Below are 25,292 nucleotides of genomic sequence, written 5' to 3'. Positions count from 1 at the left end.
AGTGAACGACTATTTGAGCTTCTTGTCCAGAAACGCCGAAAGTGTTTTTCCTGCTTTTGCATAAGATTCGGCGAGCCGCGCGCCGGTATCGAAATCCATTCCCATTGCCATAGATCCAGGTACGTTCCGCATACCGAGTTCAGCCACTTTGGTAGATTTATTGTTTGATTCAACAATATCGATCTCGTAATCCACGTAAGCATTTTTACGCATTACCCCTACATTAAAACCCGGTTCCACAAACTTGGTGCGCACGATCATTGTATAGGTTGCGTCCGGCCGCGACTGGACAACCTGCACCCCTTTTTCACCTAAACCTTTATTAAAGAGCTCCTCAAACTTTGGCTCAAAGCGGTTCTTGCGATCGTCGACCCAGGCCTTTTTCCAGGCATCACCTTTACCAGCTTCTTTTGAATTATATTCCCCTGCTTTTTTATCAAGATACTCCTGTTCTGTCGCAAACTTACCTACTCCGAAACTGGAATAATCATACTCGACATTGATGGTTTTCTGGCCGGATAATACACCTACATCTCCCGAGCGAAGCTCAACCCGCTGCGCGTTCGCAACATGCAGGCCTAATGCAAAAATGGCCACTACGGCCTTAAAAAAGAACTTTTTCATGGACTATTATTGAGTTTATAAAAATGATAGGGTTCAAATATATATCAATTTTTCAGGTTTGCGTTTTTCCTGGCGGAAGATTCGGAACGTAAGTTCTTCAGCGGTTATAAACTCAAAAAGGGGCGTCACACGGAGCTTGGATTTGAATAGGGAATGCAGCATTTCCCGGAATGCGGCGGTATTTAAATGCAAAGCCAGGAGAATCGTAATCTCATCATTTCCAAACTCATTTTTAGAAACAACCACCTGATATAACTCTATTTCCTTCACCATATCCAATACATCAAAAATGGCAGGCGGAAAGATAGTAGTTCCCTTGAACTTGATCATTTGCTGCTTCCTGCCCATCACCGGGCCGAGCCGCGGACTGGTTCGCCCGCACGCGCACGGACTATAATATACATGACACAAATCACCAGTTCGATACCGGATCAAAGGCATTCCTTCCACGCCCAATGTGGTGATCACCACTTCGCCCAATTCACCCTCTGCCACTGCATGATCCTGTTCGTCTACTACCTCCAAAACGAGCAGATCGGGATTCAGGTGACCGCCCTTACCTTCGCTGCATTCGGTAAAAGCAGCGCCCATTTCGGTGGAAGCGTAGGTCGAATATAGTTTCACATTCCATTGCGAAGTAATCCTTTTCCCCAGTTCATTATAGGTAAAATCCTGGTTACGGATCGGTTCACCAATACAGATTATAGACCTAATCGTCGAAGATTTGAAGTCGATCCCATTTGCGACAGCATAGTCTATCAATCTGGGTATAAAAGAAGGAATAGCGATAATTACAGTTGGTGAAAACCGCTGGATCGACTCCCATTGCAGAAAAGGAGCACCCGGCCCCACCCGGATCATACCTGCCCCCATTTTCCGCGCGCCCATCCAGTAAGCCAGTCCCGCCATAAACCGACGGTCGATCGTGGTCATAAGCTGGTAAATATCCTGCTCCGTCCCTCCTGCGCACTGAAAAGAGGCGGCTTCATTTGTCGCCAGTCTTTCAATATCCGAGTCCGTAAGATAGAATGCGACGGGGTCACTTAACGTGCCGGATGTAGTCACAAAGTCGGCGATCCGGCTTTTAGGAACACATAGAAAATCATCGTTTGCAGCTGCCAGATCGTCTTTTGTCGTAAAAGGCAGCACCGCCAGATCTTCTATATTCAATATGGTTTCAATATCCACGCCGCGCTCGCGGAACACTTTCTGGTAGTAAGGCGAATGGTCGCTCACGTAGGATAACAGATATTTGAGCTGATTATCCTGCGCTTCACGGTAGGCAACTTTGTTCATTTCGTTTCTTTTTTTGAGAAGAACGGTCCGTGTTTTATTTTGCTGGCTTCGGAAATCTTACGTTTGATAGCGCGCTCCTCCTGGGCGGACGAAACGTCGAACTTCAATGCTTCCCGATAATAAATAAGGGCTTTTCTCGAATTTTCTTTCTTCTGGAAATAATCGCCCAGTGTTAAATACGTGACGTAACTTTTGGGATTATTGTTTACAAAATCATGCTCGGCCGCCTGCGTCAGGTCAAACGGAATATCCATCAAAACGTATTTGTTAATTTTCTGCCTGGTCTCTTTGAATGCCTCAAAACGCTTGTAATCAGCTGATTTCAGGAATGGATCTGCATCAACTCCCTGAGAACCTTCTCCAAACTTTCCCTTGCCCGAAAAAACCGCATTCAGATCATAATGGATGAATTCACCCAGCTGGTAAGGAGGCGTGGAAATCCACATTTCCTTTTTTTCAGGTTTAAACAAAATCCCGTGGTGCGCGATCAGCTGGTTCAATGATTTGGCATTTCCGTAACCGATAAACTTATCATCCACGCCATTTTTATCTCTCAGTATCGCCGCCGCGTCTTTAATATCCAGCGGATAGGAGCGTTTCATAAGCTGGTTCATCCGGTCAAATCTCGACTTGGAATCAGAATTGGCAATATTTTCGATATTGACCGAATCTTTTACAAAAGCCGGCCCCTGATAGTGATTCGCGCAAACAAGGTAATCCTGGCCTGATTCATAAATACCCATTTTCTTCGGCGACTTTTCAATGATCACCGCTTTTTGATCCGCAGCAGACCCGATTAAAAGAGATTCCGATACAAAAGTTTCACTCCGCTGCGCAATCTGATTAGCCTCTTCAATCGTCCCCGCATACTGCAATATTTCGCGCGCAAGTATCGATATTGGTTCCTTTGCCGTAAACGGAATATCCGATTTGGAAGCATTTAATGTCACTGTAATGCCCTTTTCATTCATTCCCGAAACCACGCCCGTGAGCCCGGCCCAGGCGTAAGAGGCGAAACTGTAACCTTTGTCCGGCTTCATGAAAACGATCAGCTTATCCTCGGCGAAAGCATCGCCCATATAAAAATCGAAATTCCGCGCGATAAGCAGCGTTGAATCGCTGGAAAGCCCGTTATTCACCGCAAATGAAGTACAGCCGACAACTACATTCATATCCGTCAGCGCATGCCCGATATCGTGGGCCGCGTGGTAATTCAATATGCGGTAATATTTAGGGGCTATGTAGTTGAATTTCTCAGAAAACGACTGCGACACACCGTAAATCTCCTGCTGGTTTTCATCAGGAATATATTTGTAAATATCCCGGTTAAACCAGCCTACAAATCCGCGCAATACTTGTAAAAAAACAAAACTGGGAATCAGCTCATTGATCTGCCCTACAAAATGAACTTCCTGCTTTTCCATTAATTCCCTTGCAAGAATTCCGTAAATCAACCCGCGTTCGTAAGGCGCGCCTTCCAGGTACATTTCCCAGATACCGTGCTTATTTTTCCTGAGCCAGCAGTTTCCAACAGCATAATGGTCTTTCCCAACCTGAACGCGCTTGTAACTGTCGAGAGTTTTATTACTTTCAATTTTCGGAGTCGGCAGATTGATCCGCCACAGAAAAATGCCAAATAGAACGCCGATTACCAGGAGGATAATAGAAACAGCTTTGAGGGCGGATCTTAGAACTTTGTTTCTGGGCAACATAAATTGTTCATCACACAGCCGGATAAGAACAAGCTGTTTTACATTTAAAATTAACAATAAATGGCGATCTGTTATATAAAAACCATCGCACCCGGCGCCCTGCTGGGAATGTGGCACATGACAGAATCCTGGCAGGAGCTTGCAGCGCAGGTCGATCTTCCAGCCCCGGAAATGGGCAAATTGACTTCTATCCAAAAAGATAAAAGAAAAATCGAGTGGTTATCCTGCCGGCTGTTGCTTCAGAAAATGATCAGCTCGTCGCCGGTTGTGCGCCACGACGTGAACCGAAAACCGTATATTCCCGACAGTAAAATGCAGCTGTCTATCTCCCATTCGGGTGAATATGCAATTATCTATATCAAGGATTCCAGGTCTGTGGGTGTGGATATCCAGGAAATGAAACCGTCAATTTCGAGGGGAATTGACTATTTTTTGAATGCGGAAGAACAGGAATGGATCGATGCGGCTGACAATCTGCTGTTGCATGTAATGTGGTCGGCCAAGGAATCTGCCTTCAAATATGCCGGTAATGCGGATCTTGATTTAAAAAAACACTTCACGATTAGCCATTTTGAACGCAACCAAAATGGTCAGTTTGAGGTTTTGATTTCAAATCAGATAGAATCGGAGCGGCTGGATATTGCTTACGATACTTTCGAAAATTACGTTTTGACCTGGACGCTTTAACTTCACTACAAGCTCCCTAACCCGATCACCGATGCGCAGATCCTTTACTTTTCTGTTTCTATTCATTGCCACTACCCTTTCTGCCCAAGTTCCCTCGCTTTCTTCCAGCGAAATTTTTCAGAATATCAAGAAATTAAATGTGCTGGGCTCGGTACTGTACATTGCCGCTCACCCCGACGATGAAAACACGCTGATGCTCTCCTATTTATCAAAGGATCAAATGGTGAGAACCGGCTACCTTTCGCTGACCCGCGGCGATGGAGGCCAGAATCTGATCGGCGCAGAACAAGGTTACAATATCGGTGTGATCAGAACGCAGGAGCTGCTCGGCGCAAGAAGAATTGACGGGGCGCAGCAGTTTTTTTCCAGGGCTTATGATTTTGGTTTTTCCAAGACAAAGGATGAAACGCTGCATTTCTGGGACGCTGAAAAAGTGCAGGGCGACGTCGTTTGGATGATCCGGAAATTTCAACCCGATGTAATTATCACCCGTTTCCCGCCTGACCCAAGAGCCGGCCACGGGCATCACCAAACCTCCGCCTATTTGGCTGAGGAAGGTTTTAAGCTCGCCGCCGACCCAAATTCATATCCCGATCAGCTGAAATTTGTGAAACCCTGGCAGGCGAAAAGGTTGGTTTGGAACACCTATACACCCGGATTTACCAACAAAAAACCTGAGGAGGAAAAAACGCCGTTCATATCGATCGAGATCGGCGGTTACAATCCGATACTTGGAAAATCTTATACCGAAATTGCGGCCGAAAGTCGTAGTCAGCATAAAAGTCAGGGATTTGGCAGTGCGCCACAACGAGGTGAGCGGATTGATTTCTTTTTACATAAAGTCGGCCAGCCTGCGCAGAAAAGTCTTTTCGACAATGTAGATATCAGCTGGAAACGCATTAAGGGAAGTGAAAAAGTTAAAACGCTGATCGCATCGACTATCAAGAATTTTTCGGTCAATAAACCGTCTGCGTCGATCGCTGATCTGTTAAAAATCAACACAGAACTGAATCGACTGGACACTGCAAACATTTATATTAAAGCAAAAAAAGAGGAAGTCCGCGACCTGATCGTACAATGTGCCGGGCTCTGGTTTGAATCTAATCCAAATGAGTTTTCAGCAGTTGCGGGCGATCTGGCGGCGGTGAATATTTCGGTAGTAAAACGGTCAGATGTTCCTGTGAAACTGGTTTCTCTGGGTTGGATTGGCAATACAAAGGATAGCCTGGTCAACCTTCCATTGAACCAGAATGAACTGAATGCATTCGCTATTAAGGCAAAATTACCTGACAATCTGCCGGTTAGTCAACCTTACTGGCTGGAAAAACCGATTGAAAAAGGCATATTCCAGATCGATAGGCAACAGGATATCGGTTACCCTGAAAATCGCCCGGCTACTGTTACCCATTTCACTTTTGATATTGGTGGTCAGCAGTTTACATTCACGAGACCATGGATTTTTAAATATGCTGATCCTGCGGAGGGTGAAATTTACAGGCCTTTTGAAATTCGTCCGGCGGTAACCACAACCATTGTCGAGCCGGTTTATATCTTCGCCTCAGCCGAGCCTAAAACCATTACTATGGTCGTGGAGGCACAAAAGAATTATGTGAGTGGGACCGTTAGACCGGAAATCCCGGCGGGCTGGAAATCAGTTCCGGAATCTGCCAGCTTTACATTGGAGAACAAATACCAGCAACAATATTTCTCTTTCATTATCACGCCGCCCATTGATAATCAGGAAGTTTCTTTAAAAGCTACCGCGATAGTCGAGGGAAAAACGTTCGATAGGTCGATCAGAACAATCTCCTACCGGCACATTCCATCGCAGACCATATTCCCCGTTTCAGAAGCAAGACTTGCTAAAATTGATGTAAAAACTACTGCGAAAAATATCGGTTACATTGCCGGAGCTGGCGACGACGTTCCCACTGCATTGCGCCAGATGGATTGCCAGGTAACGATGCTAAATGCAGCCGGACTTTCGAAAGACCTTGCGCAATTCGATGCGATCGTCGTGGGCGTACGTGCTTATAACACAGAGGATTATCTTGCAAACTACCAGGCAAAACTGATGGAATATGTGAAAAATGGCGGTACTATGGTAGTACAGTACACGATTCCAGGACAAAAAGTAAGACAAATTGGGCCATTTCCGATTCAACTGGGCCGGGAGCGGGTAACAGAAGAGGATGCGGAAATGCGTTTCCTAGTGCCCGAAAGTCCGTTGTTGAATACACCAAACAAGATCACGCAGAAGGATTTCGAGGGTTGGGTACAGGAACGTGGCTTGTATTTCGCTGCGGATTGGGACAAACAAAATTATCAGGCATTGTTTTCGGCAAATGACGAAACCGAGAGCGCCAAGGAAGGCAGCGTATTGTACGCAAAATATGGAAAAGGACATTACATATATACAGGACTATCCTTTTTCCGCGAATTGCCGGCAGGCGTTACTGGTGCCTACCGGCTATTTGCGAATATGATTTCCGTCGGTAAAAAATAGTATAGAGAACCTATTTGACGTTTTTCCGACGGTTTCTTTGAAAATCTTCTAAAACAAATCCACCCAATCCCTGCAAATTACTGTAATACGCGCGGCCGTTATTCACTTGCGTGAAGTTTTGCACGAACTGTTTTAAATATGGATCAGTGGCGATCATGAAAGTAGTCACCGGAATATCCAGCCTGCGGCACTGTGCGGCCAGTGTAAGTGTTTTATTGATGATTTTACGGTCGAGACCGAAGCTATTTTTGTAATATCTGATCCCTTCTTTCAAACACGTAGGCTTGCCGTCGGTGATCATGAAAATCTGCTTGTTACGCGTCTTCTTTCTGCGTAAAATATCCATAGCCAGTTCCAGCCCTGCAACTGTATTCGTGTGGTAAGGGCCCACTTCCAGGTAAGGCAAATCTTTAATCTGAATCTGCCACGCGTCGTTTCCGAAGACAATAATATCCAGTGAGTCTTTCGGGTATTTGCTGCGGATCAGTTCCGCCAAAGCCAACGCAACTTTCTTTGCCGGCGTAATGCGATCTTCCCCATATAATATCATCGAGTGGCTGATATCGATCATAACGACCGTTGCAGTCGTAGTTTTCTGCTCACGTTCCACCACTTCCAGGTCATTTTCCATCAAGGTAAAGTCGCCGATCCCGTGGTTAACCTGCGCATTTTTGATGGATTCCGTCATCGCGATCTGATCCAGTGTATCGCCGAATTGAAACTGACGAATATCACTGCTTAGCTCGTCGCCCACGCCCATGTGCGGTGTGTGGTGATTTCCGCCTGTCTTCGATCTTTTTAGTTTACCAAAAATTTCATCGAGCGCACTTTTGCGGATACTTTTCTCCGCTTTCGGCGTCATAATAATCTTACTTTCGCCTTCCTGCTGCTCTTCGGTGATATAGCCTTTCTTTTTCAGATCATCGAAAAAGTCCCCTATTCCGTACGAATCGTTGGTAAGATTGTATTGACGGTCCAGCTCGCTGAGCCACGACATAGCTTCACTTACGTCGCCGGAAGTCATCAGCAGTAATTGCTGAAAAATATCGAAAAGCTGATCAAACTTACTATTGGCTCCCTGCTCAGGTGGAGTATATTTAGAAAAACGATGTCCCCGCATTGTAATCTGATGTTTTTAGAAAGCCTTTAACAAATTCGGCTACTTCCAAGTTAATTGAAAGTAGCCGAATTTCAATAATTTATCCGCGATGAACTAAGCTTCTTCCGCGCAGAATTCTTCGAATGCCATTTGCAAATGTTGCGCGATCATCTCGGCCGAACGACCCTCAATATGATGACGCTCAACGAAATGAATCAACTCACCATCTTTGAAAAGCGCAACCGCCGGAGAAGACGGAGGATAAGGAAGTGTATACTCGCGCATTTTCGCAGTAGCTTCCACATCAGCACCTGCAAATACAGTTGCCAGGTGATCCGGCTTGATCTCGCTGCGTGAAAGTGCCGCGCGAACACCAGGACGAGCCGCGCCGGCTGCGCAACCACAAACTGAATTGATCACAACCAAAGCAGTTCCTTTGGTATTCTGCATGAAGTTGTCTACTTCTTCCGCACTTGTCAAATCCTGAAAACCAGCATTAACAAGCTCAGCTTTCATTGGGGCCACTAATTGTGGTGGATACATATCTCTAAAATTTTTATGGTTATACTTAATTAAACTTCCGCTTTCGCCCTCACATAAATCCTAATTCCAGCTTTGCCTCTTCTGACATCATTTCAGTCGTGTAAGGCGGATCAAAAGTAAGCTCAACGCTCACGTCATTAACACCTTCCACTTCCCTGATTTTCTGTTCCACTTCGCCTGGTAATGTGCCGGCAGAGGGGCACGAGGGAGAAGTTAATGTCATGGAAACGAACACGTTATTAACGGGAAATACTTTTAGATCGTAAATTAGGCCCAGCTCATAAACGTCAACCGGGATCTCCGGATCGTACACCGTTTTAATCGCCTTGACAACTTCTTCCCGCAATTCTGATTCTGACATTTTAATATTATTTTTCTAAATGACTTTCCTATTGATTTACTGATTTCGCCTGGTATGCTATTCCGTACGCTTTCATTTGTTTCAACATCGCGGCCAACCCGTTTGATCTGGTTTGGGCAAGGTGCTGATGTAATCCGATGCGTTCCATAAAGTAAAGGTCTGCACTTGCAATTTCCTCCGGTGTGTGCCCTGAAAGCACCTTTACCAGCATACTTACCAAACCACGGACTATAATCGCATCGCTATCCGCCTCAAACTTCAAAAGATCACCTTCCATGTAAGCATTAAGCCAAACCCTGGATTGACAACCTTTGATAATATTTTCCTCGGTTTTGTATTGTTCTTCAAGCGGCGGGAATTGCTTGGCGAGATCTATAATATACTCGTACTTGCTCTCCCACTCATCAAACAATTCAAAATCCGAAATTAGTTCGTCCTGTATCTCGTTTATCGTCATTGTATCTTTAATATTCTGACAAAGGTTTAGAGGTATGCCTGATAGCAAGAATCTCTACCTCAGTTTTCTTCGTGTTATAAATAATCCTATATTTTCCCACCCTTATCTCCCGAATACTCTCAATCCTTGTTTCCGGAATTTGCCTGCCCATTTTTGGAAACTTCTCGAGGAGTTCTATTTTATGGAATACTTCATTGATCCATTTCCGGGAATACGATCTTGATTCACCTTCAAGCCATAGAAAAGTATTATCCAGATCCTGCCTGGCCTCTTTGGACCATATTATTCCAGCCATTTTTTATATGTACTTTTGACTTCGTCGTGTGTGTAAGATTCTCCGTTATCTAATTGTCTTCTCGATCTTTCAATTTTAGACAATAAGATAATCTGCTCAATTACTTCCTCAACCTCAATCTGGTCAGGCATCATTTTCAGCGAATTAAGCAAGGTATCCTTTGGTATTGTTTCCATCTTGAATGGCCGGATTATTGAGTTAGATGTTATCTAAAAGTAATTTACAAAAATTATCCAAGCATCCTCTTCACCTTATGCAAGCCCTTTATCAGAAGGTCTATTTCCTCGGTTGTATTGTAAACAGCAAAAGAAGCGCGGGAGGTTCCGGTGATGTTGAAGCGGTTCATGAGCGGCTGGGTACAGTGATGTCCCGTACGCACAGCAATACCCTGCTGATCAAGTAAAACGCCAATATCCTGGTGGTGAATCCCATCTATTACAAAGGAAAGTACACTCACTTTGTTCTTCGCTTTTCCAATAATCTTCAATCCTTCAATCTCGCTAACAGCCTCAGTGGCGTATTCTAGCAGCCCATTTTCATAAGTGGCGATATTGGATTTGCCCAAAGTATCCACATAATCCAATGCGTATTTCGCTGCTACCACGTCTGCTATATTCGGCGTTCCGGCTTCGAACTTGTACGGAAGCTCGTTATAAGTTGTTTTTTCAAAAGTAACTTCCTTAATCATTTCCCCGCCACCACGGTAAGGCGGCATTGCATTCAGCAGATCCTTTTTACCATACAAAATCCCCAGTCCCGTAGGTCCGTAAATTTTGTGAAGGGAAAGTGCGTAAAAGTCACAATCCAGATCCTGCACGTCAATATGAATATGTGAACTGGCCTGAGCACCGTCAATCAGCACCTTAGCTCCTACTGCGTGTGCTTTTTCAATGATCTCTTTAATCGGATTAATAGTGCCGAGTGAATTCGAAACGTGCACAACCGACACAAACTTGGTACGCTCAGTCAGCAGCTTTTCATATTCATCCATCAGCAAATCGCCGTTATCATCGATCGGGATCACTTTCAAAATACATCCCTTTTCCTCACACAGCATTTGCCAGGGAACAATATTGGAATGGTGCTCCATCGTGGAAATGATCACTTCGTCGCCTTCTTTCAAGAATTTCCTCCCGTAGGTCGAAGCAACCAGATTGATCCCGTCCGTCGTTCCATAAGTGAATATGATCTCCTCCGAAAATTCCGCATTCATAAAAGACTGCATCCTTTTCCTGGTCTGCTCGAATGCAGCCGTGGCCTTTTCAGCCAGGTGGTGGATTCCGCGATGAATATTAGCATTGTAATGCTCATAATAACCCGACAATGCATCCAAAACCAATCTGGGCTTCTGCGTAGTTGCTGCGTTATCAAAATAAACCAGTTGTTTTCCATTGATCACCTCATTCAGAATGGGGAAATCATTTCGGATCGAAGCAATATCTACGGCAGTTTTCATGAGTGCTATTTTAGAAAAATACCCAACCCAAATAATTGAGTTGGGCGACAGTAAAGTGTGTCCTGTTATTGCAGAACTATTATTTTGAAGCCAATTTCTCAGCAATCACATTTTCAAGATATTCGCGGATGGAGTCTATTCTTATTTGCGAAACCACATCTGCACAAAAAGCAAACATCAATAGGGATAATGCTTCCGGCCGGGATATTCCACGCGACCGCATGTAAAATAACGCTTCCTCGTCAATCTGTCCGGTTGTAGTTCCGTGCGAGCATTTTACATCATCCGCATAAATTTCAAGCTGCGGTTTGGTGTTCATACTTGCCTCGGGCGACAGCACAATGTTTTTGCAAGATTGAAAAGCATTCGTTTTCTGAGCGTCGGGCCGAACGAAGATTTTTCCATTGAAAACCCCTTTCGACTTATCTCTCAAAATCCCTTTGTATAATTCGTTACTCTCAGAATTAGGCTTACGGTGATCGGCAACGGTATGATTATCAACATGCTGCGTTCCATCCGGGAAATACAGCCCGTACATGTGCGCCTCGCAGCGTTCTCCGTCCAGGATAATATTCAGGTTATTTCTGGTAAAACGACCATTTAAAGTCACGGTACCTGCATAAAACTGGGACCTGTCGAGCATACGGACCTGCGTAGTGCCGATATGGTACGCCTGTTCACTTTCGTTCTGGACCTTATAATATTCAACGCCAGCTTCTTCACCCACGTAAATTTCTGTTACCGCGTTGGTAAACGACCGGCCGCTTCCGAGGGTACGGAAAGCTTCGGCCATTTTCAAATGTGAATTCCTGCCCACAGCGACGATATTTCTTGGCTGGTTTCCCACATTCTGAGTCCGTGCATCTGCTACGAAACGCAGGATCACAGGGTGCTCAACAGTTTGGTTATCAGGTACATGAATGAATATACCGTCTTGCGCAAAAGCTGTATTCAGTTCGGTAAAAGCTTCTCCGCTTTCTTTTGTAAGCTCGTTAAAATAAGTGTTAACCAGCTGCGGATCTTTTTTTATAGCTTCTGAAAGTGAAGAAATCGTGATCTGGGCTTGTGAGGATACCATTCGTGACAACTCCGCACTATACCGACCATTTACGAAATAGATAATATTCGCATCCTGTTCAGGAATTTTGAGATCTTCCAAATCAGACAGGGCAACATTGCTTTCGGAATTAAAATTATAAGATTCATTCACCAACTCCTTTACACTAGAGTATTTCCACTCTTCATTCCGCACGGTTGGAAAGCCTAGCTGATCAAACCGGGCCAGGGCAGCACGCTTTTTCTGATGAAAAGCAGAGGCAGCCTCGCCATTCATGACAGATTCGCGGGCGTAAAAATCCGTGATCAGCTTGGTTTTTAAATCTATTGTCTCGGTAGTCATTGATTTTTGTATTAGGTAACTTTAATGTTAAGAAACTGTAAATGTGACGTTTACCCAACTTCTTAACTCAACGCTTCCACTTCTGCTTTAATCCAGTCGTAGCCTTTTTCTTCCAGTTCCAAAGCCAATTCTTTCGGACCCGATTTTACAATTCTTCCTTTATAAAGCACGTGAACAAAATCAGGCACGATGTAATCCAACAATCGCTGATAGTGGGTTACCACGATCGCAGCCCTTTCAGGCGAGCGAAGTGAGTTAACACCTTCTGCCACAATTCTTAATGCATCAATATCCAGACCGGAATCTGTTTCGTCCAAAATGGCCAGTTTCGGTTCAAGTACCGCCATTTGAAATATTTCGTTGCGCTTTTTCTCTCCGCCTGAAAATCCTTCGTTCAATGCGCGCTTCAAAAGTGAATCGTTCATGCTGACCAACTTCGCTTTTTCGCGTACCATTTTCAGAAACTGCGCAGCATCCAGCGGGCTTTCGCCTCTGTACTTACGAATTTCATTTACAGCCGTTTTCAAAAAGTTTATGGTCGTAACACCCGGAATCTCAACAGGATATTGGAATGCAAGGAATATACCTTCCGCTGCTCTTTCCTCCGGTGCCCTTTCTAAAATTCCTTTTCCTTCAAAAAGAACACTTCCGCCTGTCACTTCGTATTCCTCTCTCCCCGCAAGGACCGAAGCCAAGGTACTCTTTCCGGACCCGTTCGGACCCATAATCGCATGGACCTCACCCGCTTTCACTTCCAGATTGATTCCTTTTAATATTTCCTTGCCTTCAATTGAGGCACGTAAGTCGTTTATCGAGAGCATAACTGATTTATTCTTAATATGTAGTTCGTGGCAATTTTACCGCAAAAGTAACACGTTTTAGGCGTAAATGAAAATGGACAGAAACGAACGAAACGTGTGCCACAGTATACCTACAACCTTTTTAAACACACCCTTGTTCCCGTGAAAATGATATTCCGCAACAAAATCCGGGTAAGTCTGCCGGGCTGGTAGCAACAATTTTTAATTGCCCCGGAAAGCCTTACTTTTCGGTTTTGGCAGCCACTTCACTTCACTATAAATATGGATCAGTCAAGAGATTTCGGAATTAACGTTTCGACGGAAACAGGAACGCTCAAACGGCTCCTGATACACAGTCCTGACCGCGGACTAGGCAAAGTTGTGCCCAGCAAGGCGCAGGATTGGCTTTTTGAGGATATTGTGCACCTGGATACCATGCGCCGCGGCGAATACGATTACTACGTGAAGCTGCTCCTCTATTTTCTTGATCCTGAAAAAATAAAGGGAAAGCTCGCAGAGATCGACGCCGACGAAACCAGATCATTTTATATCCCCGGTTCTGAAAAGTACTTTGATTCTGATCGCGTAGTTGACATTCAAAAGCTGCTTGGGGAGATTTTACAGGATAGCAATACGCGCATTAAACTGACTGCCGCGATTTGTGGTATAGAAAAATGTTCGTTCAGGATCCACGAAGAACTTAATACCTACGATCCGCACGAGCTGGCGAAAATATTCATTTCCGGCTCCTGCCCCGATAAAAAAATGCTGTTTGCCCCGCTCCCTAACCTGATTTTCATGCGGGATATAGGGATAGTAATCAACGAGCATATCTTGTTGAACAAACCAGCCAAATCGGCACGTACGCGGGAATCGATATTGGCGCAGTTTGTTTTCTTTTACCATCCGATGTTTGCGCAAATCCGGCAGAATCTGATTGAAATTCCGGATAACGAAAACCATTTCCTGCTTCCTGATGACGAGAAAGCCAGCGACTACCACCGCTGCACATTGGAAGGAGGTGATGTAATGACCGTCGCACCGAACCATTTATTGATAGGTTGCAGCGAGCGCACGAGCATTTACGCGGCGCAGCAGGTGATGAAAATTCTTTTCGAAAAAGATATTGTTCAAAAAATCACGATTATCAAAATCCCGAAAAAGCGGGATTACATGCATATTGACACCATATTTACACAGGTCAAAAAGAATGTGTGGGTACTGCTGGGCTCGCTCGCAAGGCTGGGCGATGAGGCCAAAAAGAAAGATGTACTGCATTTCCTCGCGCCGGTCGACGTAAATAAGGAATTCAGGATATTGCAATTCAAAAAAGGAAGCGAACAGCAACCAAAGGAAATCGAGAATCTCGAAGAACTCCTCGCCGAGATCAGTACCGAAGATCTGGGCAGTATGGAACCGGTACAATTCATATACTCCGGCGACAACGAATTTCCGTATGGAGAACGCGAGCAATGGACAGATTCCTGCAACTTACTTGCCTTGAAAGACGGTGTGGTGATCGGCTATGACCGAAATGACAAAACGCTGGAAGCATTCCGAAAAAAGGGATTTACGGTCATCAGCGCACAGCATCTTTTGCAGGAATTTGAAGCCGGCACACTTTCACCCGACACATTAACTGACACATTTATCACACTCCCATCGGCAGAATTATCGCGTGCACGCGGCGGCTCGCATTGTATGAGTATGCCGATTTTACGTGAATCTTAATATTGTAATCGTGGGATATCAATTGTAAATTGCTGTTAAAAAATACTCCTATGCGCGTTATCACTTCATCTGCACAAATTCAGCCACAATCCACTCCCCGGATCATGATGATCCGGCCGGCACGATTTGGTTTTAATGAGGAAACGGCTGTCAGCAACACGTTCCAGCAGCAGACTTCCCAGATCGACGAGTCGCTGACCGACGCGCAAACAGCCGAGGAGGAATTTGAGCTGATGGTTGACCAGCTCACCAAGGCAGGCGTAGATCTCCGCATATTTGATGATACCGACGATATTGTTCGACCTGACGCAGTTTTTTCCAATAACTGGGTTTCATTTCACCAGAGTGGAAAAGTGGTACTGTATCCGATGATGGCGCAAAATCGAAGGTTGGAACGGCGGCATGATATCATTGAAGCACTGGGAAATGATTTTAATATTGAAGAGATCATTGACCTGACCTATTTCGAAGAGCAAGGGAAATTTCTGGAAGGTACCGGCAGCATGGTGCTCGACAGGCGATATAAAATTGCTTATGCCTGCCTTTCTCCCCGCACGCACCCGGAAGTACTGGCCGCATTCGCAGAGGCAATGGACTACGAAACCGTGTCATTTTCCGCATTTGATGAAAATGATAAGCCAGTCTATCATACCAATGTGATCATGTGTGTGGGCGATATATTCGCGATCATTTGTCTGGAAGCGATCAAAAATCCCGACGAGCGGCAAATGGTACGGGCTGCCCTGGAAGAAACAGGCAAATACATTGTAGAGATTTCACTGGAACAGGTGCGGCATTTTGCAGGTAATATGGTGATGGTGAGAAATAAGCTGCTTGAAAAGTTTCTAATTATGTCAACGCAGGCTTATGAAGCACTTACGCCGCAGCAGATCAAGGAATTAAATGAATATGCGCGCCTGCTGCACACGGATCTTTCTTTCATAGAAACATACGGAGGAGGCTCTGCCCGCTGCATGATGACCGAAATACACTTACCTGTCAAATAAAAAAAATGCTCCTCACTGGGAGCATTTTTTGCAATTCATAACCCTACATTAAATGCCTAGTCTCTGATTTCCGCCTTAGCTTTTGAGATCTTTTCATTTGTCTTAGCCTTGAAATCGTCCCACTTATCAGCAGTTTCGTTCTCGACATCATTCCACGAAGCTTTCAGCTCCTCTTTTTCTTTATTAAGCTCAACTTTGCGCTCGCGCCATTTGGCTTTTTCCTTATCAGCAGCTTTATCCATCTTGGCATCAGCTTCTTCAATTTTTCTATCCAGTTTCGCTACTGCTTCATCAATATCCTTTTTCAGTGAAGCTTTATCTTCCTTAACTTTTGCTTCAAAATCGTTCCCTGCATCTTTGATATCCGCTTTGGCTTCATCGACATTTTCATCCATGTCGTTTTTAGCTTCCTCAACCGTTTCGTTTGCCGAATCTTTCGTTTTTTCCGAACAGCTGGTCATTGTCAGCATTCCCATGGTCAGCATGGAAGCAACCATCAAAGTGATCTTTTTCATAATTGGGATTTTTAGTAAAATTCTCTTGGTTTGAATGTCCTTATTCAAAACGTATAGTACAAAAAGCTTACCACGCGTATATGGCTCGCTTTTTTAAGCATTTGTGGAACTTAATTCTCAAAGCAGCTTTTATCTGTCGCTGCACTGAACTTAGCGACGGTGTATTAAGTTTGTTGGTAAATACGCCCCCCTGATCTCCATACAATCATATTTGCATTTTATCGGTATTCAAAACATTCCTATGCGCTTTATTTACCCGCTCATCTTGCCCCTTATACTATGCTTTGATAGCTTCCAGGCCACGGCACAAACAGATACTTCCGCAACGCGTCAGTTGGAGGAAGTAACAGTGAATGCCTACGAATCAAGAAGCAACCCGCTCGCGACGACGGCCACAGTAGCACTTGTCGGCCGTCGCGCACTCGACCGTTTTCCATCGACAACCTGGGCAAATGCGATTAATACGGTTCCCGGCGTAAAAATGGAAGAGCGCTCGCCTGGCAGCTACCGGTTCTCAGTAAGGGGCAGCCTGATCCGCTCACCATTCGGGGTCAGGAATGTAAAATTTTACTGGAACGGAATACCTTTTACAGACGCCAGCGGCAACACGCCCCTGAATACGATAGATTACAATGCAGTGCAGGGAATGGAGATTATCAAAGGTCCGGGCAGCAGCATTTACGGAGCCGGCACAGGCGGCGTAGTATTATTGCAAAGCCAGCCCGACAATGCATTTCAGAACCGGGTAGAGCAGAGTGTAAGTTTTGGTAAATATGGTTTTCAGAGCCGGAACACAGCTGTTCAGATCGGTGATATTTCTATTCAATATGGTCACAGTGAGCAGAATGGCTACCGAAACCACAGCGCTATGGCACGTGATGCGATCCGCTTCACATCTTCTTCTGCAATAGGAGAAAAAGGCACATTATCCCTGCTAGGAATGTATTCTGATCTATATTATCAAACGCCCGGCGGCATTAATCTGGCTCAATACCAAAATGATCCGCGACTTGCCCGGCAGTCTACACCGACTGTCCCCGGCAGTGAGGCGCAACGTGCAGCCATTTATACCAGACTGGCCCTTGTAGGAGCCAATTATACCATTCAGCTTTCCGATAACTGGTCACAATCGACGGCGCTCTATCTGACCTACACCGACTTTGCTAACCCATTTATATCTAACTATGAAAAAAGGGATGAAAACGGAATCGGAGGGAGAAATTTCTGGCAAAACCGATCCGAGTTTGGGAATGTAAAAACCAAATGGACGAGCGGCTTTGAGTGGCAATACAGCAAGTCCGCGCAGCGGAATTACGACAATCTGGGCGGGATACCCGGCGAACAACAGACTGTGGAAGATATCCGCACATCCAACATTTCTGCATTTACCCAGCTGGAAGCGGTGCTGCTCACGGACCTGACACTGAGCGCGGGAGTGAGTTATAATTCATTTAAATACAAATACGAGCGCTTTTTCGAACTGCCTTACGAAAAAGACCAGCGGAATTTCGACGGCATTTTTGTGCCCCGGTTCGCAGTCAACAAGATCATCGCAAGGAACTGGGCTGTTACCGCATCTTACAGCGGTGGCTTCTCCCCTCCTACCCTTCAGGAGGTTCGTCCCTCGGCAGGTGGATTTCGCAAAGATCTGAATGCGGAACGCGGAATGAATACCGAGATCGGAATCAGAAGAACCGGCAAACGCATTGCAGGTGAGGTAAGTCTGTACCATTTCGGACTGAAAGAAACCATCGTGCGCAGAACGAACGAGGCTGGCTCGGAATATTTTATCAATGCGGGAAAAACCAGACAAAACGGGCTGGAATACACAATTTCTTATGATATCATATCAAATCCGCAACTGCCGGTTGCGCTGAAATTGTGGACGAATGGTACCTACACGAAATATACTTTTGAGAATTTCCAGCAGGCGGATGTGGACCTGAGCGGCAAGTTTATTCCGGGTATCCCACGTTTCTCGCAAACTTCCGGACTTGATATATTGCTTAAATATGGGCTTTCTGCATTTGTGACTTACCAGAATGCAGATGCGATGTATTTGAATGACGCCAATACAGTCAAAAATACACCTTACAGTCAGTGGAATGCGCGTGTAAGCTGGAAGCGGAACTGGGGCAGCCATTTTTACAGCGAGCTTTCGGCATCAGCCGAAAAAGTAAATGCGGGAATATACAGTCTTGGTTACGATCTGAATGCATTCGGAAACCGTTACTACAACAGTGCGCCAAAAAATAACCTGTGGGCCGGCGTGAAGATCGGCTGGGAGTGGCAGAAAAATCAGAAGTAATGCATTTATACATTCACATACCTTTTTGCAAACAGGCTTGTCACTATTGTGATTTTCATTTCAGTACCAATACTGCGGGCAAACAGGCAATGGTGGAGGCGATTGCAAAGGAAATAGTACTCCGCAAATCATACCTGCCCGATTCCAATATAGAAACCATTTACTTCGGCGGAGGCACGCCGTCGGTGTTGAGTCAACTGGAATTAGAGCTGTTGATGCAGACAGTCCGGGAGCATTTCACTATTGCTACCGACGTAGAGATTACACTCGAAGCCAATCCAGACGACCTAAGTCAAAGTAAACTTGAAGCATTTTTTCAGGCGGGTATAAATAGGTTAAGTATTGGAATACAGTCTTTTAATGAAGATCATCTCCAATTTCTCAACCGGGTACATTCAGCGCAGGAAGCTGAAAATTGTGTGAGGCTGGCCAAACAGATCGGGATTGATAATATTTCGATCGACCTTATTTATGCAATACCTGCACCCGACCACAGCATTCTAAAAATTGACCTTCAAAAAGCATTCGAACTGGACGTTGCGCACATTTCGGCATATTGCCTTACCATAGAGCCGCAAACGGTTTTTGGCAACTGGCTGAAAAGGGATAAGATCAAGCCTATTAATGAAGAATTTGCCGCCGTGCAATTTGAAATACTCATCGAAACACTGGAACTAAACGGCTACGAGCAATACGAGATCTCAAACTTTGCCAGAAACCAGCAATATAGCCGCCACAATAGCTCCTACTGGAAGCAGCGACCTTATCTGGGTGTAGGTCCGAGCGCGCATTCCTATAATGGTACAAGCCGCGAGTTCAATGTGGCTAACAATGCAAAATATGTCCAGGCTATTCAGGCGGGCAGCATTCCGGCTACTTATGAAGTGTTGACCGCGGCGGATCAGACCAATGAATACCTGTTGACCGGCCTGCGTACGAAATGGGGCGTAAACAGCGGAAAACTGGAAAGTTTATCAGGAGGTAAATTTGCTATGCTGCATGAAAAAGAGCTGGCGGATATGAAGAAAAATGGCTGGCTCAGGGAAGAATCGGGAAGTCTGCTGCTTACTGCATCCGGCAAGCTTTTCGCTGACCGCATTGCGAGCGACCTTTTTATCGACTGAACTTCCCGGAAAACCAGGAAGCTCAGTATGAAAGGCGATTAAACCAATTCTGCATTCAGCGTAATCTCCGCATTCAATAATTGCGAGATCGGGCATTCTTTTTTAGCCTTTTCCGCGATTGTAGCAAATTGTTCAGCCGAAATATCAGGTACCGATGCTTTCAACTCGATCGCACTTTTTACTACCTGTCCTTTTGACGGATCCAGGCTCACAGTTGCAGTTGCGTTGAGTTCGTCGGCAGTAAAACCTTCCGCATTCAGCTCAAAGCTCAGTTTCATAGCAAAACATCCTGCATGTGCAGCTGCGATCAGCTCCTCAGGGTTAGTACCTTTTCCCTCTGCAAAACGGGTATTGAAAGAATATTGCGTGTTTTCAAGAACGGTACTTTGCGTGCTGATTGTACCAGCTCCTTCTTTTCCAGTTCCTTTCCAGACTGCTGTGGCCTTGCGATTTATCATCTGATTCTTGTTTGAAATTGATTGATTTTATTAAAAAAACTTGGTATTAGCGTAAAGTAACATGTCCGTAGCATCTACGCAAATTATTATATTATTAAGCCCCGGCAATAAAAAAGATATAAAAACAGTTCCAGAAAGTGCCTGTACTAACCGTTTTCGGCCAATTCGTTAATGAAAGTTAATGTTTCGCGTACGATTAAACTTTATTATTGCAGCACAATCTAAAACCATATTTTCACTTACTTTCAATTTTTAATTTTAGCATATCATGAACAAAAAACTCATCCCCCTGCTGCTTGTACTTGTTGCATTGTTTCAAGGCTGCCGCGGCCCGGAAGGAGATCCCGGCGCTGATGGTGTCAATGTAGTAGGTTCAACCATAGATCTGGTCGACGTGAATTTTAATGCCGGCAATAATTTTGAATACTCGATGTCTTATGACAGGGCTGAACTCGAAGTGTTGGAATCGGACGCACTACTGATCTACGTTCGCTGGGAAGACGTCGAATCGGGAAATCAAACTGTTAAGACTTTCCGCCTGATGCCGCAAACTGCCTTCCTGACTGGTAACCAGATCCTGACCTACAATTACGATCAGACGATCAGTGACTTCTCGATATTTTTGGACGGAACTGCGAACCTGGCGAATCTTCCTGCTGCCTATACACAGGATCAGGAATTCCGGATCGTAGTAATTCCTGCTGATTTTGTGGCCCGCAAAAACGGAGCAGTTGATTATAACGATTACGATGCAGTTGTAAAAGCATTCAATATCGACGAATCTAAAATCCGCAAAGTATCGGCAAAATAAGCTGGAACAATTATTTAATTATATCTTACTGAAAATATAATCTCAAATCCGGTAATCAATTTACCGGATTTCCTTTTACCTATGAAAATCGCGTTCAACACACTTCTGTTTCTGTTTTTTTCCGTTTCCATCTGTTTAGCGCAAAGCTTTGCTGATGAAACCCACAAGTTTCGGGAGCACTATAAGAAAGAGTTTCTGACAACCGGAAATTCGCCTTTAAAAAAGAAAGATCTCCCTTATCTGCGTTTCTACGAGCCCGACTCCGCATTCAAGGTTAAGGCAAGGTTTGAGAAAGTAAAAGGTCAGCCTTTCGAAATGCCGACTTACAGCGGGATTAATAAAACTTATGTCAGGTATGGGATATTGAAATTCCGGGTGAATGGAAGAAGGCAGACACTTACCGTGTACCGGAGTTTGAGCTTACAGGCAAACGCCAAATACAAGGATTACCTGTTTATCCCATTTAAAGACAAAACAAATGGAAGCGAATCGTACGGAGGCGGCCGCTATATTGACCTTAAAACGACTGATATCAAGGATAATAGCTATGTAATTGACTTTAACAAAGCATACAACCCGTATTGCGCATATAGTGTAGGATACAACTGCCCGATCCCGCCAAGCGCCAATCACCTTGCCGTGGCTATCAGTGCAGGGGAAAAGAAATTTGGTAAAGAAAGCGAGGAAGCTAGCCTGAAATAGGAGTTTCTTTCCATTCAAAAAGGATATATTCCCCATCTTCCGAATCGCCGACCTGACTTCGAAAACCTTCATTTCTCAGATAAAAATCAACTGCCGGCCGGTTTTTTACCAAACATTTCAGAGTCGCTTTTCCGCTCAGTTTTTGGAGCGATTTATGTAAAAGCGCCTTTCCTATACCCTGATGCTGCCGGGCTGCATCTACATATAAGTGGTGAATAAAATGACCCGGCACCCAAAGCGATGCAAATCCGACTATTTCCTCTCCTGACTTGGCAACAAGGATAAATTCGCCCTCGGTATCGCTGTCGAATGAAATCCTGCCAAGTTGCTCCTCGTTGAACCAGGTGAATGTGGCGCGATAAGAATTTTCGTAAAGCCGCGCTACCGCCTCTCGTTCTTCCTCCTCAAAATCTGAAATAGTAATGGAGTTTAGCGTATAGTCGCTCATTAACATGATAGTAAGAACATAAAAAAAGCCTGACGAAACAGTCAGGCTCCAATTAGAATAGGCTTGATTATGCTGCAAGAAAGTTCTTCTGCTTCATAATTCGCTCAAATACTTTAATATCGTGTTCAGATGTAAATATGCTGAAAGGCAGATACAAAAACTGGCCTTTTGAAATCACCAGCACATAAGCGTCTTTGTCTTTATAAGCATCCATAATCTGCTCCCATTTCATCACACTGCCTTCTTTTTGATTCAGCTTCATCAAAATCTGGCGGTTGTCAATCTCGTACTGAAATTTCTCAAACATCGGCTTATACTGCGCGAGCTGGGTAATACCCGTAAACTGGATCAGCCAGAAAAGTACGTATAGGATCACGCCGACAAAAACTGTAATATAGATCCAGTAGTTAGGATAAACGTCTGTCAGGTTCAGTACTGCGTTGACCAGGATCAGGGCAATAGGAAGAAGCGCCCATTTGATCTGCGTTTTGAAAAAGTAACGCATGGCCAGCGAAATGTATTTTTTTGTAGGTAATGCATACCTTTTTGTACGAACCGCCGCAGGGTTCGTGGGCATTTGATAAACGGGTTGGTGTTTGTTCACCGAAACTTTGGCCATAACTTAATTTAAATTAACAATTCTAATTTTCTACCAGATAAGGATCAATAGGGTTGCAAAATAAAGTGCAAAGTTAGGAAAAACCGCCCGACATATCAGAAAGGCATTGAAATAAAAACCAGTTAAGAGATTTTAGTGTAATTTGTCTTTCTTAACTGCGTTGAAGAAGTAAATATGCCTTTTTGATCCGATCCGATGAGTTTTCTGTTTCCGTCTTTTTTGTGGGGTTTACTGGCCGTATCTGTTCCGATTGCGATTCACATCTTCAACTTTCGTCGCACAAAAAGGGTCTTTTTCACGAATGTAGCTTTCCTAAAAGCAGTTGATACCAAAACGCGCTCAGTCCGGCAGATCAAACACTGGCTGGTTTTGGCGACGCGTATTCTGGCGATTATCTGTCTGGCAATTGCCTTTGCCCAGCCATTTCTTCCCGCGAAAAATAACCTCTCAGTAAACAGGCAGGGCATTACCAGCCTTTATCTGGATAATTCGTTCAGCATGGAAAGCGAGCTGAATAACAAAAGGTACCTTGATGTTGCCACGCAGCGGCTCAGCGATTTGCTGGGTATCTTCAAAAATTCGGCCTCGCTGCAACTGGTAACCAACGATTTCTCGGCACAGGAACAAGGACTTTACCCCGCCGAAAAGCTGCGCGACCGGCTTACTACCATCAATCTGTCCAATACCCCGAGAACGTTCGAGCAGATCTACCTTCGTCAGCAGAATCTCATTTCCCGGCACCAGCAACAAGGCAGCAACCAGCTTTTCTGGTTTTCTGATTTTCAAAAGAGCACTGCTGGCGACTTGTCTAAAATCAAAGCAGATACAACGAACCAGCTCTTTCTGGTCCCCGTTCAGGCGGCGGCCGAGAAGAACATATTCGTCGATTCAACGTGGCTTAATACCCCGTTTATCCGCGAGCTTCAAAACAATATTCTTTTTGTAAAAGTCAGCAACTCAGGGACGGAAGAGGCTAAGAATGTCGTACTTAAATTGAGCCTGGACAATACGCAGGCTTCGACTGCTTCTGTCAATGTGCCTGCGAACGGCAGCGCTACCGCGAAATTCAACTTCAACCTGAAAGGGAAAGGCTACAAAAAAGGACAGATCACTTTCGACGATTTCCCTGTAACCTTCGACAACGATTACTATTTCGTCCTCAACTCTTCTCCGCTGATCCGGGTGTTGCATATTTACGGTCAGAAATCGTCCGGAAACTATATTGAAAATGTGTACGACAATGACAGCCTGTTCACATTGCAAAGTTACAGTGCCCAAAACGTCGATCCCGGACTGATTAAAAATGCAGATCTGGTAGTACTGGAAGGTGTCAATCAGGTTTCGGGCACTTTGCCTCAGGAATTACAGGATTTTGTTCGGAAAGGCGGGAGTCTGGCCCTGCTGCCTTCTGCAAATCCACAGGCAGAAAGCTACGGCGGATTTCTGGCTAACCTCGGTGTGAGAGGGTTGAATGTGGCTGGCAATGCGGCTCCTAATCCGGTTGACCTCGCCGCGCCCGATCGTAATAACCCGTTTTTCAGCGACGTTTTTGAAGAATCTGTCCGCCAGGAGATGAACCTGAATTTACCTACTGCTTCAACGGTACTGAGCTGGTCTAGCTTGGGGCAGCCGCTGCTTTCACTGCGTAACGGGCAGGTTTATTTGAGTCAAATTTCTGCCGGCCTGGGTAAATTATACCTTTTTGCTGCGCCCCTCAATCCGGAATATGGAAAAGTGGCTCAGCACGCGATTTTCGTTCCGGTCATGTATAAGATTGCAGCGGCAAGTGTCCGTGCGCAGCGGACTTCCTTCAAGTTTGACGAAGATCCGATCAGTCTTTCCGTGACCGGCACCGAAGCTAATTCAATATATAAGTTGCGAAGAAATAAAACGGAGGTAATCCCCGTGCAACGCCTGGCTGGCAACCAGCTGCTACTGGGTATTCCGCAGGGCGATCAGCTGGGAGAAGGATTGGCAGCGGGCTACTATGAGCTGGTGAAAAACGACAAAACCGAGCAGATCATTGCGCTCAACCACAACAGCGCCGAATCGAAATTGCAATACTACTCCCCCACCGAGCTCCGGACGTTGTTTGCCGGACAGAAAAATGTCCAGGTATTCGACCGGATCGACGACGATGCATTTGCGACAGCGTTTCAGCAGCAAAACATGGGCACTTATCTGTGGAAGTATTTTTTATATGCCGCACTCTTCTTTTTATTGCTGGAAATCGCATTGATCAGGCTGATGAAGTGAGTCGGCTGCATTGTCGAAATTCTTCACATTTTTGCCAAAAGACGCCGTTTGTGTTTTATGTTAGCGGTTTTTACACCA

Annotated in this window: 25 protein-coding genes; 9 read left to right on the top strand and 16 right to left on the bottom strand. The window is 45.0% G+C overall.

The window, feature by feature from the left end:
• Positions 1–9: 9 nt before the first annotated feature.
• From LZG94_RS06070 to LZG94_RS06060, 3 genes are read right to left on the bottom strand one after another with little or no spacing between them, the layout of a single operon-like run.
• Positions 10–624, bottom strand: coding sequence for a hypothetical protein (locus LZG94_RS06070; RefSeq protein WP_233791026.1), 615 nt, complete (start codon positions 622–624; stop codon positions 10–12).
• A gap of 33 nt (positions 625–657) precedes the next feature.
• Positions 658–1,920 carry a phenylacetate--CoA ligase family protein gene (locus tag LZG94_RS06065; RefSeq protein ID WP_233791025.1) on the bottom strand — a complete coding sequence of 421 codons (1,263 nt, stop codon included), beginning with the start codon at positions 1,918–1,920 and terminating at the stop codon, positions 658–660.
• Entirely contained in the window at positions 1,917–3,632 is a 1,716-nt protein-coding gene (locus LZG94_RS06060) for a C45 family peptidase (protein WP_233791024.1), read from the bottom strand. Before LZG94_RS06060 ends, LZG94_RS06065 begins: the two co-directional genes overlap by 4 nt.
• A 60-nt stretch (positions 3,633–3,692) precedes the next feature.
• Between LZG94_RS06060 and LZG94_RS06055 the strand changes: the two genes are divergently transcribed.
• Positions 3,693–4,319 (top strand): 4'-phosphopantetheinyl transferase superfamily protein, encoded by a 627-nt coding sequence (locus LZG94_RS06055; RefSeq protein ID WP_233791023.1) that lies wholly within the window; start codon positions 3,693–3,695, stop codon positions 4,317–4,319.
• A 31-nt stretch (positions 4,320–4,350) separates the two neighbouring features.
• Positions 4,351–6,825: a PIG-L family deacetylase gene (locus LZG94_RS06050; protein WP_233791022.1), complete on the top strand. Its 2,475-nt coding sequence runs from the start codon at positions 4,351–4,353 to the stop codon at positions 6,823–6,825.
• A 10-nt stretch (positions 6,826–6,835) separates the two neighbouring features.
• Here LZG94_RS06050 and LZG94_RS06045 read toward each other — a convergent pair whose 3' ends face one another.
• The 9 genes from LZG94_RS06045 to sufC form a co-directional block, all read right to left on the bottom strand.
• Positions 6,836–7,945, bottom strand: coding sequence for a VWA domain-containing protein (locus LZG94_RS06045; protein WP_215235316.1), 1,110 nt, complete (start codon positions 7,943–7,945; stop codon positions 6,836–6,838).
• Between the two features lie 93 nt (positions 7,946–8,038).
• Positions 8,039–8,467 (bottom strand): BrxA/BrxB family bacilliredoxin, encoded by a 429-nt coding sequence (locus tag LZG94_RS06040; protein ID WP_215235317.1) that lies wholly within the window; start codon positions 8,465–8,467, stop codon positions 8,039–8,041.
• 49 nt (positions 8,468–8,516) lie between these two features.
• Positions 8,517–8,828, bottom strand: a complete 312-nt coding sequence (locus LZG94_RS06035) for an SUF system Fe-S cluster assembly protein (RefSeq protein WP_215235318.1) — start codon at positions 8,826–8,828, stop codon at positions 8,517–8,519.
• Positions 8,829–8,856: 28 nt separating this feature from the next.
• Positions 8,857–9,285, bottom strand: a complete 429-nt coding sequence (locus LZG94_RS06030) for a SufE family protein (protein ID WP_233791021.1) — start codon at positions 9,283–9,285, stop codon at positions 8,857–8,859.
• A gap of 7 nt (positions 9,286–9,292) precedes the next feature.
• Positions 9,293–9,580, bottom strand: coding sequence for a type II toxin-antitoxin system RelE/ParE family toxin (locus LZG94_RS06025; RefSeq protein WP_233791020.1), 288 nt, complete (start codon positions 9,578–9,580; stop codon positions 9,293–9,295).
• Positions 9,568–9,756, bottom strand: coding sequence for a hypothetical protein (locus LZG94_RS06020; protein ID WP_233791019.1), 189 nt, complete (start codon positions 9,754–9,756; stop codon positions 9,568–9,570). The genes LZG94_RS06025 and LZG94_RS06020 overlap by 13 nt, the downstream gene beginning before the upstream one ends.
• A gap of 53 nt (positions 9,757–9,809) precedes the next feature.
• Entirely contained in the window at positions 9,810–11,036 is a 1,227-nt protein-coding gene (locus LZG94_RS06015; protein ID WP_233791018.1) for a cysteine desulfurase, read from the bottom strand.
• A 79-nt stretch (positions 11,037–11,115) separates the two neighbouring features.
• Positions 11,116–12,435 (bottom strand): Fe-S cluster assembly protein SufD, encoded by a 1,320-nt coding sequence (sufD, locus tag LZG94_RS06010; RefSeq protein WP_233791017.1) that lies wholly within the window; start codon positions 12,433–12,435, stop codon positions 11,116–11,118.
• A 62-nt stretch (positions 12,436–12,497) separates the two neighbouring features.
• Positions 12,498–13,256 (bottom strand): Fe-S cluster assembly ATPase SufC, encoded by a 759-nt coding sequence (sufC, locus tag LZG94_RS06005; protein ID WP_233791016.1) that lies wholly within the window; start codon positions 13,254–13,256, stop codon positions 12,498–12,500.
• 261 nt (positions 13,257–13,517) lie between these two features.
• On the opposite strand from sufC, the gene LZG94_RS06000 reads away from it, so the two are divergent.
• Together LZG94_RS06000 and ctlX are read left to right on the top strand one after the other, a co-directional pair.
• Entirely contained in the window at positions 13,518–14,966 is a 1,449-nt protein-coding gene (locus LZG94_RS06000) for an arginine deiminase family protein (protein ID WP_233791015.1), read from the top strand.
• Between the two features lie 50 nt (positions 14,967–15,016).
• On the top strand, positions 15,017–15,973 hold the full coding sequence (gene ctlX / locus LZG94_RS05995; protein WP_233791014.1) for a citrulline utilization hydrolase CtlX: 957 nt from the start codon (positions 15,017–15,019) through the stop codon (positions 15,971–15,973).
• Positions 15,974–16,029: 56 nt separating this feature from the next.
• Here ctlX and LZG94_RS05990 read toward each other — a convergent pair whose 3' ends face one another.
• Positions 16,030–16,488, bottom strand: coding sequence for a hypothetical protein (locus LZG94_RS05990; protein ID WP_215235326.1), 459 nt, complete (start codon positions 16,486–16,488; stop codon positions 16,030–16,032).
• Between the two features lie 241 nt (positions 16,489–16,729).
• Here LZG94_RS05990 and LZG94_RS05985 point away from each other — a divergent pair, with 241 nt between their 5' ends.
• Positions 16,730–18,796 (top strand): TonB-dependent receptor, encoded by a 2,067-nt coding sequence (locus LZG94_RS05985; RefSeq protein ID WP_233791013.1) that lies wholly within the window; start codon positions 16,730–16,732, stop codon positions 18,794–18,796.
• The gene (hemW, locus tag LZG94_RS05980) at positions 18,796–19,920 is read left to right on the top strand and encodes a radical SAM family heme chaperone HemW (protein WP_233791012.1); all 1,125 of its coding nucleotides are present in this window, start codon (positions 18,796–18,798) and stop codon (positions 19,918–19,920) included. Before LZG94_RS05985 ends, hemW begins: the two co-directional genes overlap by 1 nt.
• A 38-nt stretch (positions 19,921–19,958) precedes the next feature.
• Here the strand turns inward: hemW and LZG94_RS05975 are convergent, their stop codons facing one another.
• Complete coding sequence (locus LZG94_RS05975) at positions 19,959–20,378, bottom strand: OsmC family protein (RefSeq protein WP_215235329.1); 420 nt, start codon at positions 20,376–20,378, stop codon at positions 19,959–19,961.
• Positions 20,379–20,646: 268 nt separating this feature from the next.
• On the opposite strand from LZG94_RS05975, the gene LZG94_RS05970 reads away from it, so the two are divergent.
• A complete protein-coding gene (locus LZG94_RS05970) occupies positions 20,647–21,189 on the top strand; it encodes a hypothetical protein (RefSeq protein WP_215235330.1) in 543 nt (180 codons plus the stop codon).
• A gap of 81 nt (positions 21,190–21,270) precedes the next feature.
• The gene (locus LZG94_RS05965; protein WP_233791011.1) at positions 21,271–21,891 is read left to right on the top strand and encodes a DUF1684 domain-containing protein; all 621 of its coding nucleotides are present in this window, start codon (positions 21,271–21,273) and stop codon (positions 21,889–21,891) included.
• Here LZG94_RS05965 and LZG94_RS05960 read toward each other — a convergent pair.
• Together LZG94_RS05960 and LZG94_RS05955 are read right to left on the bottom strand one after the other, a co-directional pair.
• A complete protein-coding gene (locus LZG94_RS05960) occupies positions 21,878–22,339 on the bottom strand; it encodes a GNAT family N-acetyltransferase (protein WP_233791010.1) in 462 nt (153 codons plus the stop codon). The genes LZG94_RS05965 and LZG94_RS05960 overlap by 14 nt on opposite strands.
• A 67-nt stretch (positions 22,340–22,406) precedes the next feature.
• Positions 22,407–22,916 carry a YcxB family protein gene (locus LZG94_RS05955; protein ID WP_229254766.1) on the bottom strand — a complete coding sequence of 170 codons (510 nt, stop codon included), beginning with the start codon at positions 22,914–22,916 and terminating at the stop codon, positions 22,407–22,409.
• A gap of 237 nt (positions 22,917–23,153) precedes the next feature.
• Here LZG94_RS05955 and LZG94_RS05950 point away from each other — a divergent pair, with 237 nt between their 5' ends.
• Complete coding sequence (locus tag LZG94_RS05950; protein WP_233791009.1) at positions 23,154–25,214, top strand: BatA domain-containing protein; 2,061 nt, start codon at positions 23,154–23,156, stop codon at positions 25,212–25,214.
• Positions 25,215–25,292 lie beyond the last annotated feature (78 nt).

Origin of the sequence: Dyadobacter sp. CY343, from assembly GCF_021390335.1 — a bacterium.
In the GTDB taxonomy this organism is placed as follows: domain Bacteria; phylum Bacteroidota; class Bacteroidia; order Cytophagales; family Spirosomataceae; genus Dyadobacter.
The sequence above is the reverse complement of the archived record's forward strand: the minus strand, read 5'-3'. Positions and strand labels throughout refer to the sequence as shown.